General features: G+C 39.4%; 16 protein-coding genes. 1 reads left to right on the top strand and 15 read right to left on the bottom strand.

Features of this window, described 5'->3' with window-relative positions; all coding sequences use genetic code 11:
* Window positions 1–22: 22 nt before the first annotated feature.
* From LVY74_RS00735 to LVY74_RS17790, 9 genes are all read right to left on the bottom strand, one after another.
* Entirely contained in the window at window positions 23–1204 is a 1182-nt protein-coding gene (locus tag LVY74_RS00735) for an MFS transporter (protein WP_237813730.1), read from the bottom strand.
* Between the two features lie 354 nt (window positions 1205–1558).
* Window positions 1559–2083: a glycoside hydrolase family 108 protein gene (locus tag LVY74_RS00730; protein ID WP_237813729.1), complete on the bottom strand. Its 525-nt coding sequence runs from the start codon at window positions 2081–2083 to the stop codon at window positions 1559–1561.
* Between the two features lie 253 nt (window positions 2084–2336).
* The gene (locus LVY74_RS00725) at window positions 2337–2645 is read right to left on the bottom strand and encodes a phage holin family protein (protein ID WP_111894508.1); all 309 of its coding nucleotides are present in this window, start codon (window positions 2643–2645) and stop codon (window positions 2337–2339) included.
* 77 nt (window positions 2646–2722) lie between these two features.
* On the bottom strand, window positions 2723–2929 hold the full coding sequence (locus LVY74_RS00720) for a hypothetical protein (protein ID WP_237813394.1): 207 nt from the start codon (window positions 2927–2929) through the stop codon (window positions 2723–2725).
* Complete coding sequence (locus LVY74_RS00715; protein WP_237813393.1) at window positions 2904–3614, bottom strand: hypothetical protein; 711 nt, start codon at window positions 3612–3614, stop codon at window positions 2904–2906. Before LVY74_RS00715 ends, LVY74_RS00720 begins: the two co-directional genes overlap by 26 nt.
* Window positions 3614–4408 (bottom strand): hypothetical protein, encoded by a 795-nt coding sequence (locus tag LVY74_RS00710; protein ID WP_237813392.1) that lies wholly within the window; start codon window positions 4406–4408, stop codon window positions 3614–3616. Before LVY74_RS00710 ends, LVY74_RS00715 begins: the two co-directional genes overlap by 1 nt.
* A gap of 184 nt (window positions 4409–4592) precedes the next feature.
* On the bottom strand, window positions 4593–8399 hold the full coding sequence (locus LVY74_RS00705; RefSeq protein WP_237813391.1) for an LPD1 domain-containing protein: 3807 nt from the start codon (window positions 8397–8399) through the stop codon (window positions 4593–4595).
* 74 nt (window positions 8400–8473) lie between these two features.
* Window positions 8474–9169: a hypothetical protein gene (locus LVY74_RS00700; RefSeq protein ID WP_237813390.1), complete on the bottom strand. Its 696-nt coding sequence runs from the start codon at window positions 9167–9169 to the stop codon at window positions 8474–8476.
* Between the two features lie 10 nt (window positions 9170–9179).
* A complete protein-coding gene (locus LVY74_RS17790; protein WP_237813389.1) occupies window positions 9180–10556 on the bottom strand; it encodes a hypothetical protein in 1377 nt (458 codons plus the stop codon).
* A gap of 158 nt (window positions 10557–10714) precedes the next feature.
* On the opposite strand from LVY74_RS17790, the gene LVY74_RS00690 reads away from it, so the two are divergent.
* Window positions 10715–11467, top strand: a complete 753-nt coding sequence (locus tag LVY74_RS00690; protein WP_237813388.1) for a DUF4850 domain-containing protein — start codon at window positions 10715–10717, stop codon at window positions 11465–11467.
* A gap of 59 nt (window positions 11468–11526) precedes the next feature.
* Here LVY74_RS00690 and LVY74_RS00685 read toward each other — a convergent pair whose 3' ends face one another.
* The 6 genes from LVY74_RS00685 to LVY74_RS00660 form a co-directional block, all read right to left on the bottom strand.
* On the bottom strand, window positions 11527–12171 hold the full coding sequence (locus LVY74_RS00685) for a hypothetical protein (RefSeq protein WP_237813387.1): 645 nt from the start codon (window positions 12169–12171) through the stop codon (window positions 11527–11529).
* Window positions 12171–13757 (bottom strand): hypothetical protein, encoded by a 1587-nt coding sequence (locus tag LVY74_RS00680; RefSeq protein ID WP_237813386.1) that lies wholly within the window; start codon window positions 13755–13757, stop codon window positions 12171–12173. The genes LVY74_RS00685 and LVY74_RS00680 overlap by 1 nt, the downstream gene beginning before the upstream one ends.
* A 76-nt stretch (window positions 13758–13833) precedes the next feature.
* A complete protein-coding gene (locus LVY74_RS00675; protein WP_237813385.1) occupies window positions 13834–14562 on the bottom strand; it encodes a hypothetical protein in 729 nt (242 codons plus the stop codon).
* Window positions 14563–14613: 51 nt separating this feature from the next.
* Entirely contained in the window at window positions 14614–15570 is a 957-nt protein-coding gene (locus LVY74_RS00670; RefSeq protein ID WP_237813384.1) for a hypothetical protein, read from the bottom strand.
* Window positions 15571–16026, bottom strand: coding sequence for a hypothetical protein (locus LVY74_RS00665; protein WP_237813383.1), 456 nt, complete (start codon window positions 16024–16026; stop codon window positions 15571–15573).
* A 15-nt stretch (window positions 16027–16041) separates the two neighbouring features.
* Window positions 16042–16320: a hypothetical protein gene (locus LVY74_RS00660; RefSeq protein ID WP_237813382.1), complete on the bottom strand. Its 279-nt coding sequence runs from the start codon at window positions 16318–16320 to the stop codon at window positions 16042–16044.
* Window positions 16321–16381 lie beyond the last annotated feature (61 nt).

The raw sequence follows: 16381 nt of genomic DNA, 5'->3' as shown, positions 1-16381 counted from the left end.
ATTGTATGAATAACTTGTTTATTTAAGGTTTTATTGCGATTGATGCATCAGTTTGGCAATGCCTTGGTAGCCAATATGTCAAAGGCATTGCCAAAAGGACAATCAATGCCGCATAGAGAAAGATGTGTTGTCCTGAAACCACATTCCAATAATGTCCCGTTAAAATACTCCCTAGGGCAACCCCAATGCCCCACATGGTGCTATACAAGGCTTGTCCCCGACCTTGTTGCTCAGCACTAAAATTCTGAAAAATTACTTTCATTGCAATCAGATGAAATAAACCAAAACTAAAAGCATGTAGAGTCTGTGCCATGATTTGTATAGCAAAAGAATCTGAATATAGCCCAACCACGACCCATCGAATGGAGGTTAAGCATAGACAGAGCATCACCAATTTTTGCCATGAAAAACGTTGTAAAAAGATGCGTTGCGCATAAGCAAACATGATAATTTCAGCGATTACGCCTGTCGCCCATAATGTCCCAATTTGTGCGGTTGTATAGTCTTGAGCATGTAAATAGTTGCTGTAAAAGCTATAAAATGGTGCAAATGAAAACAGTAAAATAAATTCAATCGAAAAGAATGCCAAAACGGTAGGACGGCGAATATTTTGCCAAAGCGGTTGTAATTTTTTTTGTGCTTTAGGTGCATTACTCGGTTCTTGAATGGTAAATGCCCAAAGGAATGCCAAGAATGCAATGCTCAATAAAATAATAGGCAGCCAACGAATTGAAATGATGTCGAGTAGCTCACCAATTAGAAATACAGCAGCAATAAATCCAACAGATCCCCATTTTCTCACTCGCCCATAATATTTCGCTTTTTCATCACCCAGCCAGAAAAGTGTCACGCCTTCAAATTGAGCCAAGATTGCATTTTGGAAAAAGCTAAAAATCAGCATTAGTGCTGCTATAGACTGAAAATTATTGGGAATAATAAAAATGAAAAACCAAATACAGGATTCAACCCAAGTCGCAATACGGACAAGTAACATGCGCTTACCCGTTTTGTCTGCGATCCATCCCCAAATAAATGGCGCAAAAAAACGGGTAATAATTGCAATCGAAGACAACCATCCAATTTGTTGAAAACTGAAACCCTGATGCTGGAGATATAAATTCCAATACGGCATGAAAATGCCAACAATTGCATAGTAGAAAAAGTAAAATCCACCTAGTTTGCTGCGGATTGGAATGGATTGGATCAAGTTGTATACCTTTGCATAATCAACAACTTAAAAAATATTAAAGTTGCATATAGTTGTATTGGAAAGTAACTGGTTGCAGTTCATTAGTATACAAATCAGTATACAAATAAAAAAAATCATCATAAAAAATTTATTTGTATACTGCTTATTAAATAAGCAAATGAGTTGCATTAACAATTATCTCATACTATTTATGGATGTTGTTGACAATAAAAAAGCCCTCAATGAGGGCTTTCACAAAAACTACAGCGTATTTCTAATTAGTACAACATGTTGAATAAATAATCAATAATTATAGTTTTTTATGAAAAATTTATTCAAAATACTTATGGTCTACGGCATAGAAATCAATCAATTATCCTTAGCCGCATATTTCAAATTCTCAGCACACCGACCTACCCAACCTTTTCCATAACGGGAGAAAGTTGGTAACGCTGTATAAAACTTTAAGCGCTCAGCCATTAAGGTCAGAATGACATCATTGATATCAAATTCATTAATCTTGGCTTTAGTGGCAGGACCCAACTTACCATCTACTTGAGAGCCAACAAACCCTATCGCTTGCTGTAATTCTTTAATTGCTCGGACCTTGCCGGCATTAATGGCAAAATCCCATAACTGAAATACAATTGCCGAGTGGATTCCATCAGCACCCAGCTTATTCCACCAGTCTTTTCGGTAAATCTCTTTTGCCTGAGTAAGTGTCAAGTTCTTGATATCCAAGTTCGGGTAGGTATTTGCAGCTATCCCATACTTAGTTCCCTTTAATGTTCCCTTGCCTACTTGTCCACCTGTCCAGTTGCCTGGATCATTCTTATCATTAGAGTAGCCACCTTCATGGCCAATCAATCGCTCAAACGCCTCATCAAAGCTAATTGCATCTTCTTTCAACTCAGCAAAACTGAGAACATTGTCTTGATGTAGCTCAGGTTGATATTGTTTTTTACCAATAATGACTGCACACAATACCAATGCACCTTTTACTAAAGTGAGATACGGTTCCTGCAATGTTCCTGTATCTACGATCGTCTGTAGAAATGGTGAAATCACACCAATCAAACCTACAGCTGCAGCGCCATATTGAACTGACTTAAACCGAAAAATACTTTCTCCCAATATACCCATTGAATCATTCCTCACTATCTGTTTTGCGATTAATAAACGCATCAATCCAAAGACTGCCTTTAAAGCCGATGAATCCACCTAAGAAAATTGAAATTTCACGGGGTAGTTTGAGGTATTCCAAAGTACTGGATACTGCGAGTGTTAAGCATCCACATAGCAAAGCTTCGACCCAATCCAGCTTGCCCTTTTGTTTGATCGACTTAATTGCAGATGTCACAACTGATAAAGTCATGGCACAAATGACCATACTATTCACTGTTAAGGTCTCATAAGTCGACTTGGCAAATTGGGCAAGAAATTCATATACACTCATAACTACTAACCATTACTGAATGACTTCATTATGAGTGCTGGATTATTAAGGGTTTTCTGAGGTTCCAAAATCGACAATTAACGAATGATTCTGTTAATACCTTTGATGACTTCATTCATGATTTTATAAAAGACCTGCTGCTTTTCATTTTCAGCTTTTCGTTTTGCCTTAACTGCTTTGTAGGCATCAGATCCATAAAAATCAGGATCAAAACTTAGTGGTAGATCAAAGACATGGTTTATGGCAATACCCGTATCATTACTGAGCGTGAACATCTTCTCCATAATGCAACTCGTCCACGTCTTTGATGAGTCCGATAAAGATGGCAGAGGGGCAAAATCGCATTGGCGCATCATCCGTACCTCCACGAACTACAAAACCATGATCATTGACTGCTATACGTAGAATGCTTTGTAACTGGTTATTGCATTCAGAATACAACTCATAATGCTGATTGAATTCAATTTGTCCCAGCTGCTTGAAATGCTCTAACCGTAGCAAGAATTGTGGTTCAAAGTTATCAAGGTCGATTGCTTCAGCAAGAACATCATGCTGGTCATACCGCATTTGTAATGCCATGGCACAAGAGATCCATTCCGCAACACTTTTGCATTTTGACTCAAGGTATTCAGCTTCAAGCCCCGTAAGTTGGCGAACAGTTAAATTCTCAAGACGTATTGAGGTAAACCACTGCTCCTGATATTGCGGCAAATAGGGGTGCATATTCATATCAATCTCAAGCAAGGTTTTGGTTTGCTTTTCAAGATACGTGACCAAAAGCGCATATCGTTCCTGCACAGTCATTTTGAGTGGATCTAGACCATCAACCAAAATATGCCGTAACAACTCACTGAGACGCTTTTCATTTAACTGCTTGGGAATCGCTGCAACTTTAAGTGAGTTATGAAAAGTTAGCTCTTTAAGTTGATAGCATGTGCTACCGATTTGAATCGAATCAAAGTGCATCATTATTTAGAGCCACCATATAAATTAATAATGTCTTGTTTATCCCAGGCAGTAAGGCTCATTAAGTTAATCTGCACCTGTGCTGATAAACGATTGCCATTCACATCAATCGGTACATTAAGAGGTACTTGAACGCTTTCAATAATGAGCGGCTTATAAGTTTTGCCATGCAAAGTCAGTGAAACAAATGGAGGGATGATACTAGGAAACAAATCAATGCTTTTACTTTGCACAGAGCCACTAATAATCCCTTCACTTGCTAAGGATTGTGGTAATGCCCATTGTTGTAATAATGAAATCTGATCCTCGACTTCAATTTTAGGATCCTTGATCGCAATAAACGCCAATGTCAGGTTTAGGCGAATTGATGCGGTAGAAAGAAAAACCTGACGAGTATTAATCTTTGTTAAGTTAGTTTTTCCTCTCAACCCACTCAAACCATCCTGTAATTTCTGAGTAACACTATCAAGCCCTACCGCTTCAGCGACTGCTCCGAGCGTATTACTTAATTCACCAGACTGAATGCCAGCCATGAGCGTTGGTAATTTTTGCTCAGGATTGGAGTTTTCAAACGGCGTTTGCCACTGGCTTTCAATATTCTGATCTCCATCAACAAACAAGCCTTTTACTATGCCATCACCTAAAACAGGCAGATCCTCTTTGGTACTGTCTAATGCTGTGATCGTGGCAACAAGATGTGAAGAAATATTGTCATACAGCAAGCTAACACTGCTTTGTGGCAGTTTAATCGTGCTTGCATTTGCCGCCTTCGCCTGAGCAATTGCAGAATCACCCATAAAAATACCCTAATTGTGTTTAGGGTATTTTGGGTTACCTAAATAGAGTAATTTTTAAGAGGTTCCAGAAGCTCCTGATAGCTTATGAATCAACAAAATAAGAAATTTCTCCCTCGATGAGCATTTAATCAGTAGCTCTAAGTTATTGATTTCATCGGATACAGGAATTCCTGTATCCGCAACTTTAATCGGTAGGTAATATGCCCTTACGGCGCATCAGCTCAAACAATTCATCAAATGCCTGGTTAATACGTTTTCGCTCTTCTCCTCGTGGAAAGACAAAACTCACACCCCAAGGCGTAATCAGCGCAGCACCTTCAGGTCCATAGTTCAAGAATGGGCTATATCCCTGTTTCTCTTTCACCTTATCCTCAATATAACCTTGAAATGCACGTGCCAACATTTCTGTATCTAGTTGCCAGTAACTACCTAAACGACCGCTATCCAAACGATTAGCATCCATCTTAAAATCGGTCACCACTTGCTTGGTCTTCGTATCACTACTTTGCTCGGTTTTTAGCATTTCGAGACGTGAACGATAACCACTCATATAGCTACGTAAATAATCTAACGTTCCCTTACCATCGTTTGCAAATCCCTGGCGCCCACGAACAGCTTTCATAATGTTATTGATTGCATCCAAAGCATCATTGGTTTGTCGGAATCCCCAAGCGCTACGTGCATTTGGATTTTTACGCGCTTCAGTCTCTAACATTTCAGCTGAGAGAATCTTATTTGCCCATTCATCAAACTCAGCAATTTGTTTCTCTGAAGCAGGTTTGTTTAAACGTTTGTAGTATTTTGGATCAAGCTGTCTCAGTAAATATGCGCGAATTTCATCTAACTTACTCTTAACACGATCTTTAGCTTCATTAACAAATTTTTCAGCCCCTTCTGTATCTGCTGCAACTTGTTCATTCTTATAGCTAAGCGCTTTCATCAACTTTTTATGAGCTTCAATGACTTCAAGATCAAGCTTTGAGTTGTACGAAAAGCCATGGCTAACATAATCACGATAACCAGTTTCATCAATTTTAAGGGATCGGGTACCATCATTATGTTGATTCCAATCTGAACTTGCGCGCCCATCTAAACGCCCTAAATGATGGTCTAAAGCATGTAGCCATTCATGTGCCAGTGAACCTGCGCCATTCTTTTTGGTCAGATTAATCACTGCGCGAGAACGCTCATAATGCGCTGCAGCACCACTTAGACCTTGGCCACGTGCACCAAATGCCAAAGCAAGATCACCATTTAAACTGATTGCCTTAGGGGAAACACCGAGTACTGTGGACAAATCCATTAAGCCATCAAAAGCATCGTTTAATAATTCCTGACGTTCAGACTGATTATTCCAGTTACCAAACTCAACCCCACGCAAACCAAAAGTGTTCATGAAGTCTTGGCCATCGGCATTACCCTGACGATACTCTGGACCTTGGCGCACTGTATTTTCAGGCTTTGGAATATCTACTTCACCAAATGTGCTATTAGTTTCAATGATGTCCTTAGCATGTAGAACCATATACAGCTTGGCTTCTTCTTCAGTATTAAATAGCGTTTCAACAATCTGAACACGTTTTCGGTCATTGATATTTCGGTAAATAGCAAATTTATCGCGGTTCTCACCTGCAGCGCGATAAATACGATGTTTTTGTGATACAGCTACCAATGGGATTGCCATTTCTGCTTCTGTTTCGCTGCTAAAACCTCGGGCAACTGTTACAGCACCACCATTCCAGTGTTTTTTACGGGTATCAATGATTTCCCAAGTACCAGCGCCATTCCCAGCAACAATTTCAACTATATTAAAACGGCGCATCCATCCTGGTCTGGAATCCAGATTGGCTGATGTTCGGGATTTCTTCATGCCTTTCATAGCCGTATCTTTACGTGCACCGCCAATCTTCTCACCCAAATCCTGAATCGAATATGGGTTACTCAGCAAATCACCAGTATTCGGATTGTCTTGTAAACTGGTATAAATTGTTCGTAAGATTTCTAAGGCATTCGCTTGGGTAATTTCAGTATTACCCAAATAAGCATCGTCAAACTCATTCCAAGTTCGATTAAGCTTACTTTTCAAATCGTCCATAGAAATTTCACCAATAGAACCAAAGCCCTGCCAGTTTTGCTCATAATTTGAAAGATAAATCTGCTGCGCTTCTTCAGGTGAATCTGCACCAATCACCAATTTGTGCTCATCAAAATCACCTGTGATCGGATCTATCTGGCGAATGATATAGATCTTGCCATTGAAGTCACTGAGATGGTTTTTAACAAAGATATCCAGCTCATCCCCATCAAAGCCTTTACTATCCAGAATATAGCCATAATGATGCTGCATGGTGGATTGCCAAGCTTTACCATTTGCATCAACACCTTGGCGAACAGATCCTGCGGGATTCTCAATAGCAATCTTTAAACCCGCGATATCCAGTATGCCTTTTTGATAATGACCACTTAATTTCTCCTGATCTGTGGGTTCAGGTAAGTCATTCAACGGCGAAGTCGCTGCCTGATGAGCCTGACAATCAATTGCTGATTTTAGGTTTTGATGGAATAGATCTGCCCCTTCTTTAGACAGCATATTCTCAAAAATATTTCTGAATGATTTAAAAATTGCTTCCGCTGAAACAGAATCAAACATTACAAGGTTTTTATTCTTAAAATGATTCTGATAGGTCTGTAACGCATACTGCACAGCATCCCCCACACTGATGGGTTCAGGTTCACCAAACAGCCCTAAGTTTTGGCTATCTAAACCAGTTTTCTCGACATATTCAGCGATTGCTTCAAAAAAGACTGCTAGTTTCTTGGCACTGCGATTGTTTTCAGCAATGAATACTGCCAATTCAGGTACGCCTTCATGCAGATCTGTAAATAAGCCTTGTTGTTTAATGAATTCGGTAATTTCCTGATTATTACGGCGGGCGGCTAAGATAGCATTAGTTGCATCAATGATGGCATTCATGACCTTTTGGTCAAGGGACTGCTCTAAACCATCCACAATCTTACTGGCCACATCTTCAACCTGAGCACGGCTGACTGCCTGAGCCTCAATAAATTTAGGTGCCGATGCAGTCAGAGCATTAATCATGTTCTGCATTTCAGGCTTACTGTGATCTGCCATCATTTCAAGTAAACGATCATCATTGAATGCCTTGGCAAAAATCGCCTGTTTAACCCGTGTTGCAAATGCCTGGGTAAAGTTACCGTCTCGATCACGATATTGTGCAGATTCAGTATCTCCAAGTTTGGCCATAAATCCAGTCAGGAATTTATGGTTGCTGGCAGACAGCAGATCACCATCTTCACTGGGTGAAAATAACATGGTCAACTGATCATCAATCCGTTTCGCATCTGCTTTGGCGCGTTCCGTTGCTGTAAAGCTAAGTTTGTCATCCTGATTGGCTTCAATGGCAAACTGTGCACGATCAATCGGTGTTGTACGCATGCGTACCAACATGGGCTTTTGGATGGCTTGCACCTGTGTATGGCTAAATCCAAAATACTCCGCCTCACTTTCTAACCATGCTTTGTATTCATCTGCAGTACCACGTTCATATGCCAGCTTGAGTGCCATAGTTCGACCATTTCCAGATTCTACCACCAGATCATCACCCACAATCGGTGCACCAGTATCTGCGCGGCCAGACATACCTAAACTGTCAGGATCGATATCATTTGCCGTTTTTTGTACCCATGCTTGAGATGAATCTCGACTACGGTCACGCGGCTGTAATTCTTGAGGGTATTGGGGATTTTCTGCACCGGCAGCAGTATGTGACGCAATAACTCGATCTATATTGATCAGGGCAAATACAGTATTAAGTTTTGTCCCTTTGGCTGTTTTGATGGTTTTTACTCGACCTTGGAAAAAACCGTTCTGTGCCGTGGATTCTAAGCGGGATTCAACTTGAGATAAGATTTTTTTGAGTACAGATATAGGGTTATTCTGAATTGCCCGTTTACCAATTTTGATAGACATAATAAAGCCACAATAACAAAGGAATTTTGGTGATTGTGGCTGACTTAAAACATCGGTTTTGGGAGGAGTACCAATTAGCCTGGTAAAGCTTGCTCAGCGTCGTCTGCAATGGCTTCATCTAATGCCTGAGCAAATGATTGTGGATCATAAGCCACATGAGGATGTTTCTGAATGAAAGTTTTAATCACTTGATCGGTAAAACCTTCTTTTTCCCGAAGGATAATACATGGCAAAAATTCATATTCATCTTTTGCAGCTTTTTCATAAACCTCCTGCCCTATAAGAATCTTGAAATGATGATCTTTGGTTTCTTGCACCAGGACAACACTTTTCGTGGTAGACGGTGCATGACGGATCTGTCCAGCCATTGGATGAATCTTTAGTTCACTTAAAGCAATCTGGTCAAAGTGACCATCACGTAGCCATGAATCAAAATCATCCTCCTCATGGATATCATCAAAGCCTTTTTGCCCCTGATACTCATCCCATAGTTTTTGAGTTGCAGGAACCAACTGTGAATGTACTGGATGAGCTTCAGCTTCATCAATCGCTTCCCGTACAGTATCAATTGAAAAAGGTTTTTGACCATTGATAATGGCAGTAAAAACTGGGCTTGGCTCCTCAGCCTGCTGGGTATTCATACCCAGCTTTTGCCGTAATGCGATAATATCTCGCAGTACCTTTGCCAATTCCAAACCTTGTACTTGAGATTTTTGGCCAAGCAATTCTTTAAGCTGCTTCAGGGCTTTTGCACGTTCTACTGTATTCATGATTTTACCCTTATGCACTTGCCTGATCGATTGCTTCATTGATGATTTGCATCGCTTGTAATAGCAATGGATCTGTTTCATCTAGCTCAGCTAGATATACAATCTTGTCCATATCCGCATCTAAAGGTGCAATTTCTCCATCGATGATAAGGTTGAGATAATCGATATCATCCTGACTGAATTTTGGTTCAGGTTCAGGTTCAGGTTCAGGTTCAGGTTCAGGTTCAGGTTCAGGTTCAGGTTCAGGTTCAGGTTCAGGTTCAGGTAGAGTGTTTTGATCTTTTGGACTTGATGCAACTATCCCATCCAATTGCAATTTTAAACTTTCAATCTCTGTATCTAATGCTTCCAATGTACCTTGCTTATTTGTTAATCGTCCTTGAGCATCGGTTAAGTTTTGCTTTGTCTCGGCTTTTTTCGCTTGCGTACGCTGAAAACGAGCACTGTTTTTATTGACCAATTGCATAATGCGACCTGCCAGAATAGGCAATGCAATACCTTCACCTTGGTTTGGTTGAATTGCACCTGTCACATCACGATTATTCAGCATGATTTTCCATGAAATCAGCGTATCTGTAGCAGCAAGTTTTGACGGTGTACTGTCTGGATTGTGATAAACAATCGTGACATTCTGCCCATCCGCAACGTTATAGGTGACGGCGACATTAACCACATTCTTGCGTTTGAATGGCTTTGAGGTTTCCATACTTGTAATCGCAACGCCGCCTTTTGCTGCAAGATCCATCGCTTTGCTAAGCATATTGCTGAATTTTTCGAGGTGTTGGTAATCAATAATGATCGAATCAAATTCTTGATGTTCAGCATCTAAGGTATCAAGTAAAGCCGGCAAACCATCAAACTGGTTCAATAGACCATTGTGATCATCATGGAATTGCATATCTGAAAGTAGGTGTGCCAGTGAACCATCATGTGACTTTAATTGAAGCCCATCCCACATCGGCTGTTCACCAGCAATAACATCCTGCAATTTTTCTAATTGCCAGGGCTGAATAGCTGTTCCTTTGGTTCGGTGAAAATAACCATTATCTAAATGGCGCTTTAAGCCTTCTTCATTTGAAAGCATAACCTCCGTTGCTACACCGTCAAACATACGACCAAAATAAAGATGAGCAATGTTTTTAGCGTCATCTTCATCAGAAACACCTAAGACAGCACACGAATCAAAGCCTTGTTGTGATTTAAAATTAACGACATGCCATACATCATCTTCTGTTGCTGACTCGGTGACAATTGCAGTCAATTTACGATGTACACCTTGAATACAGCCAATTGAGCATGATCCTGTATTTAATGCCGCATCAAAACCTGTAACAACATAACCTGTATGTGGTGCATGTTGCTGGATAAAGTTTTTTGTATTCTTCACAAAAATAGCCTCAAGAAAATTCATGAGGCTATTGTGGTCATTCAAATGCACTTATTTTTTGGTGTGTACCAAATGCATCACTTTATTATCTCTATAATTAACCGATACAATAGTTAACTTACTCATTAAATTACTAGTAATAAATAACGAGCTTTTCAATGAAATATAAAATAATCGCAATATTAACGATGTCACTTTTATCAACATTGAGTTTTGCTGAAAAATATAGTTTTAGTCCACCTAGAGTTAAACTCAGTATTAATCAACAAAAAAAGATTCACCCTTTAACCTTTATCGGGCAAGCAACATTTAAAAATGGCGTGCATGTCCCTGCTTACTCAGTTAGTGTTCCTATGGGAAGTGATGCGACAGATGGCGAAATCCATTACCCAACTAATAACTGCAAATCTTCAAAATGTTATTTTGCAATGGATTTACCGAAAGATATAGCCTCTCATATGAGAGTCTATAATATTGCTCAAACTGATGAATGGATATTGGCACCTGCAGAATGGACAAGAATGCAAGGTGATATGGGGGCTGATGGAAATACTACTCTCACGATTACATCCTCTGATCAAAAATCGAATCTAAGCTTATATTCTGTTCCTGCTTGTGTTGGTTGCGCTCTTGATGCAGCTAGCCCTTTTTTCCCTGAAGCAGCTCAAGAATATCAAAGATCATTTGGCATAAAATATAGTGGTGTATCAACGCCTTTGCATATTGTTAGAGCTAATAAGAAAACCGTTTATTATCAATATCAATTGAAGGGTCAGTATCAAACCAATGGTATCGCCAAATTTAGACCTGATGAAGATAACCCTTATGATGATATGAGCGTAGCTGTACCTGCTGATAAAATAGGGTATGCACGAATTATGCTAAATTTCTTTGCGCTAACACATAAATAATTTTTAAAGTAAAGTTATAGAATAAAGAGCCCTTCAAGTTATTGAGGGGCCTTTTAGTATTATAAATTAACTAACATTGGAAACATCTTTATAAAAGTCAACGGTACTATTAGTACTCCGTTTTGATTACTAGCTTCAAAAGGCACACTCGCAGACTGTAATGCGACAACATAGGACTGCTCAAAAGGTCTAATATTGCGATGATCACGCTGAAAGCTATATACAGTCATCTTTAGCAAATAATCAGATGGTGGGCTTTGAGTACCATCATCACTAAACATTGCATCTTTAATCTGAATTGCACTATTTAATATACGTGCATCTTTTGTTTCAAGAAAAGTGACTTGCACTTCCGTTGATGTATTTCCTGTAATTTGGTTTAACTGAAATGTACCCACTTTGATGCTGTCAGTCTCCGCATCAATAATTGAAGCATCTACATTTTGAGCTAAATAAGGAATGTAATATGGGTCTGAGCTATTCATTTTTAATAATGGAACATCATCCCCAAGACTATGATCAGAAAACAGTGGTTCGAGTTCAATACCGAATTGGGCAGAAGATAAAGTTCCTAATTGATAAAGTTCTTCATAGATTGATCGCGCTTTTTGAACCTCCATACCAGCCCAATAACCACCTTCGCTATTTGCGTTGACAACGATAGAATCAAATGTTCCCCCATTTTCAATGATTTGACCTGCCATTAGCTTTCATCTCCATTACTACCATATCCTTGGTTCATTGCTTGCTCCCGTCTAACCTGTTCAGCCAAATCCTTAGCCAGGGCAACTGCTTCGTCATAATCCATTCCACCATCACGCTCTAGGAGTCGGGCAACCACTGCTTCGCTTAGATTTAATTCTTTTAATGCGGCAATAGCCTGAGCTTTTAATGTCAAGTTACTCATTCGTTGTTGCTGATTGCTAATTGCTTCGGTCATTGCAGCTGATTGATCACTATAGAACTCCACTTGCCATGGATAATCTGCTGGATCTTCAAACTCTTCGTTATAGGCATAGCCCCAATCCAGTGCCATTAGCTGATTAATGAGTGTAGCTGCACTCTGCCTAACCATCATTGAACGGCGCATAATCTGACTGGATGTGTGAAATGAAGCACCGTCCCCCAATCCACCTGCCAGCATATCGGCCCAACCAACCATCGATGGATCTAAGCCTAAACCACCCATTAATAGGCGGATATTGATCATTAGGGTTTCGGTGTTAATGGTTGAAGTTCGTTGTCCTTTAATATCCCCTATTGGATTCAAGACCTGCTTTTCATTGTTTGTAGGCAAGAAATGATATTTTGTATTCCAAATCGCCTCACCACCTGCCAACGCATCACGAACATATTCCTCATGGCTACGCATCATTTCATTCAAACCACGTTTATAAGCATCACGCTGCATGGGTGGCATAGCTGACATATTGATTGAAACGAAGACCTGATTCACTGCATCTGCAATTTGCTGGCTATTCATTGCAGATAAACACAAAATAATGTTGTCGTAAAATTCTTCAACCTCAGCACAGAAAGATCCGCCAACAGAAGCAGGAATAATCGGTGCTTGCTCCATATCATCTGATTGCAAGGTTTTTGTGACATAGAAACTGTCAGAGATGTTGTATTGAGGCACATGTGTAATACGTGGCATTTTCAGACGAAGCATCTGAACCATATTGAGTTTCGAGATAGACTTTTGCCAGTTCTTAAAATCCAGAACCTGGTACGCTACTGTCTTATTGACCTGCTCATATGCTTGTACCAACGGCGGATAGGTATACTCATTTGCGAGTATATCGACAATGCCTTGATTTTTCTTACCATAGACTCGAGCATAACCGTCACCAAAGCCAATTCCATCACGACATATTTTGACAATATATTGATTAATGAGTTTTTCCATAGGCTTGATACGTTTATTTAAACGATCTAACTGAGCTTTATTTACCTTGGCTTCTTTGTTATCGCGCAGTCTGGCTGCTGGAGTAATAAAAACCTGCTGGCTTGTTGTGGCATCACCACCCAATGCTGCTGCAATATGAATTCCCATTGCTTCAGCAATCGGTGCAAAACGGAGCATCTTTTCCCACTTAGTGTAAATTTCAATGCGTGAACGCTTTTTATTCTGCTTATTGTCAAGTGTTCCTAGGGTAAACGGATTCATTGTCTCTTGAATACGAGCCATGTTTTCCTGACTTGTATCATTTAGAAGATCTTGTTGTTGAACAGATAATGCCGAAGTATCCGTTCCAAGCAGAATTGAAAGTACATCGTGAAATGCCATAAAAAAGCCAGAATAAACAAATAATGAGTATTCTGGCTTATGGATTTAGCAAGTATTCTTCATAGTTCCAACCCATTTAAGGTAGGGTAAATTCTGCCATATAGCCATCACTCCGAACTTTGGCACTTGATGTTCCTGATGAGAATAAATAATCATAAATATCTATACTACCAGCAACAGAGGTTTTTAGAATTGAAATGGCCACCGAACGTGCTTCAACAATATTGAAACTTGGGCTACTTCCAAAAACACCCGTATTGTCATCGGAATTTGTATCAAAAAGAGCAAATAAACTAACAGCATCATTATCTGGATATACATCATTGCCAATGTATGCCAAACCCGCATTCACAAATAAGAAAAATAATAAATATGTAAGCTGCATTGATGCACTAGAAGTGTATTGAGCAGTTACATTTTTTACAGCATTATCTTCAAATATTTGTAAAACAACATGATATTTTCCAGCAGGTAATTCTTGATATTGAGACAATGATGCTATCTGATAAGCGGCAGTTTCCCAATCAGAATCGATGATAGAACCTATTCTTAATACTTGAACACTTGGTACCTTAGTATCAAGATAATCCTGTACAGCTATGTAATCTTTATTGGTTGGATCATAGCCCAGTAGTGCTTTGATGTTACCGCTGGTAATGGTCATTGGCTGGTCTGTACGTCCACGTTTAAACTGACCAACAATTAATGGATAGCCCAAACCTGACTGACTATTGGTTTCACTCTTGTCAGTAAGTCCCGACCACTGAATCCCGACAGCTTCTCCAAGTACACTGGTACGAATCATAAAAAAATACCCATAGTTTTTTTGACTATGGATATTGTGATCTTATCTCGTTTATAAAATTTCGACTTGTTCCAAACTTGGCAACTCAATACATAAACTAGGGAAACTGATACCTAATATTCCTAATACACTTTTAACAAATGACACGATTTTCTCTGTAATCTGAGTATAAATTGCCTGCATATAGCTCAGCATAATTTCTCTTAACTCAATTGCATAGCTTAAGAAGTCTGGGAAAAATGGATCAGGAAACGTGATCAGAGACAGCCCATCAAATGAAATTAAGGCAAAAATGTCTGGAATGCTTAGATCTGTAAGACTTAAAGCAGCCTTGATTGCCTCGAACTCATTTTCAAATTCAATAATCTCATCCTGAATCGCTTTTATTTTTTCTAAAGCAATTCCTTTGATCATCTCTTGTAGCTCTGCCAATGTTGGTATGGTTGGCAAACTCAGCACTGCGTTAATTTTTAATTTACCTAGTGTTTGATCGATCAAGCTTTTGCAAATATTAATCAACTGATATACCGACATATTGTAAATAGATTTCAGTAACGTATTAATTTCAAAAGAAGAAATTGAAAGATCATAATAAATTGGTATGGGTAGAAATGCTGAGAATGCATTTATAAAATCTTGGCCATATTGTGCTAACAATTCTTTAAGTTGTATTCGTAACTGAGCTGGATCAATAGTAATCAGATCAAGAATAGATACTCCCAAATATGGAATTTGGGGAAGTAATGCCGCGAGATCCAAACCTAGTAGATTGACCATAGGTTTGATCATTGCAAAGAGCGTATTTACTGAAAGCATGTTCTGCCAGTATTGAACAATTTGCGAGAACTCTAATGTGTACTGACTAATATCAGGATAAATAGGTATTGGAATACCAATTAATGCACTGATCGACGTTAAATTAGAGAAATCAATTGTGGTGTAATCATCAATTTGAGCGATGAGATCCTGATAACTTGGCGGTGGATATGAAATACAGAACTGTGTCATTTATCCACCATTGATACTGACTTGTGGTGCTTTCAAGGATACCTTTGTCTCAGAGCTAACATTGACCTGCGTTGTTCCACTAATATTGACTGTATTACTTCCTGTAATATAAATATCAGGTGCTTCGATTGTTACCTTAGCTGTTGCTAAGATTTCAATATTTTGTTGCCGAATACGACGTACGTCTGTGACATTATCACTGCCATGACTACTAAAGAAAGCAATCACTGGACGAGCTTCATCACCACCTTCAAAAAAGACATAGACATCTGGTAAATTACTCGAACTGCCTAGAATTTTAAGCTCAGTATCTCGATCATCTTCACCAACAGCATAAGCAAATGTTGCTGTTAGACCGTCACTCGCTCCATCCGTTAAGCCAAAGATGTGAACTTTGGCTGTACGTGTAGATGAATCATAGCTGAGGATTCTTGCTCGTTTAAATCCATATTGCATGGGTAATATCCTTACTTATGAGCTCATTCCACCAATCCGTAGTACTTGAACACTTGGCACTTTAATATCAAGATAATCCTGTACAGCTATGTAATCTTTATTGGTTGGATCATAGCCCAGTAGTGCTTTGATGTTACCGCTGGTAATGGTCATTGGCTGGTCTGTACGTCCACGTTTAAACTGACCAACAATTAATGGATAGCCCAAACCTGACTGACTATTGGTTTCACTCTTGTCAGTAAGTCCCGACCACTGAATCCCGACAGCTTCTCCAAGTACACTGGTACGAATCATAAAAAATACCCATGGTTTTTGACTATGGGTATTGTCGTACTGACAATCACATGGTTATGTC

The organism is Acinetobacter sp. ME22 (assembly GCF_022012315.1).
In the GTDB taxonomy this organism is placed as follows: Bacteria; Pseudomonadota; Gammaproteobacteria; order Pseudomonadales; family Moraxellaceae; genus Acinetobacter; species Acinetobacter brisouii_A.
The sequence above is the reverse complement of the archived record's forward strand: the minus strand, read 5'-3'. Positions and strand labels throughout refer to the sequence as shown.

What these genes read in the sequence shown, in the direction of transcription:
- LVY74_RS00710 (WP_237813392.1), bottom strand. Translation starts at nt 4,408, where the DNA reads ATGGGTGATTCTGCAATTGCTCAGGCGAAGGCGGCAAATGCAAGCACG.
- LVY74_RS00725 (WP_111894508.1), bottom strand. Translation starts at nt 2,645, where the DNA reads ATGAGTGTATATGAATTTCTTGCCCAATTTGCCAAGTCGACTTATGAG.
- LVY74_RS00660 (WP_237813382.1), bottom strand. Translation starts at nt 16,320, where the DNA reads ATGATTCGTACCAGTGTACTTGGAGAAGCTGTCGGGATTCAGTGGTCG.
- LVY74_RS00720 (WP_237813394.1), bottom strand. Translation starts at nt 2,929, where the DNA reads ATGGAGAAGATGTTCACGCTCAGTAATGATACGGGTATTGCCATAAAC.
- LVY74_RS00670 (WP_237813384.1), bottom strand. Translation starts at nt 15,570, where the DNA reads ATGACACAGTTCTGTATTTCATATCCACCGCCAAGTTATCAGGATCTC.
- LVY74_RS00680 (WP_237813386.1), bottom strand. Translation starts at nt 13,757, where the DNA reads ATGGCATTTCACGATGTACTTTCAATTCTGCTTGGAACGGATACTTCG.
- LVY74_RS00690 (WP_237813388.1), top strand. Translation starts at nt 10,715, where the DNA reads ATGAAATATAAAATAATCGCAATATTAACGATGTCACTTTTATCAACA.
- LVY74_RS00700 (WP_237813390.1), bottom strand. Translation starts at nt 9,169, where the DNA reads ATGAATACAGTAGAACGTGCAAAAGCCCTGAAGCAGCTTAAAGAATTG.
- LVY74_RS00685 (WP_237813387.1), bottom strand. Translation starts at nt 12,171, where the DNA reads ATGGCAGGTCAAATCATTGAAAATGGGGGAACATTTGATTCTATCGTT.
- LVY74_RS00705 (WP_237813391.1), bottom strand. Translation starts at nt 8,399, where the DNA reads ATGTCTATCAAAATTGGTAAACGGGCAATTCAGAATAACCCTATATCT.
- LVY74_RS00675 (WP_237813385.1), bottom strand. Translation starts at nt 14,562, where the DNA reads ATGATTCGTACCAGTGTACTTGGAGAAGCTGTCGGGATTCAGTGGTCG.
- LVY74_RS00665 (WP_237813383.1), bottom strand. Translation starts at nt 16,026, where the DNA reads ATGCAATATGGATTTAAACGAGCAAGAATCCTCAGCTATGATTCATCT.
- LVY74_RS00715 (WP_237813393.1), bottom strand. Translation starts at nt 3,614, where the DNA reads ATGATGCACTTTGATTCGATTCAAATCGGTAGCACATGCTATCAACTT.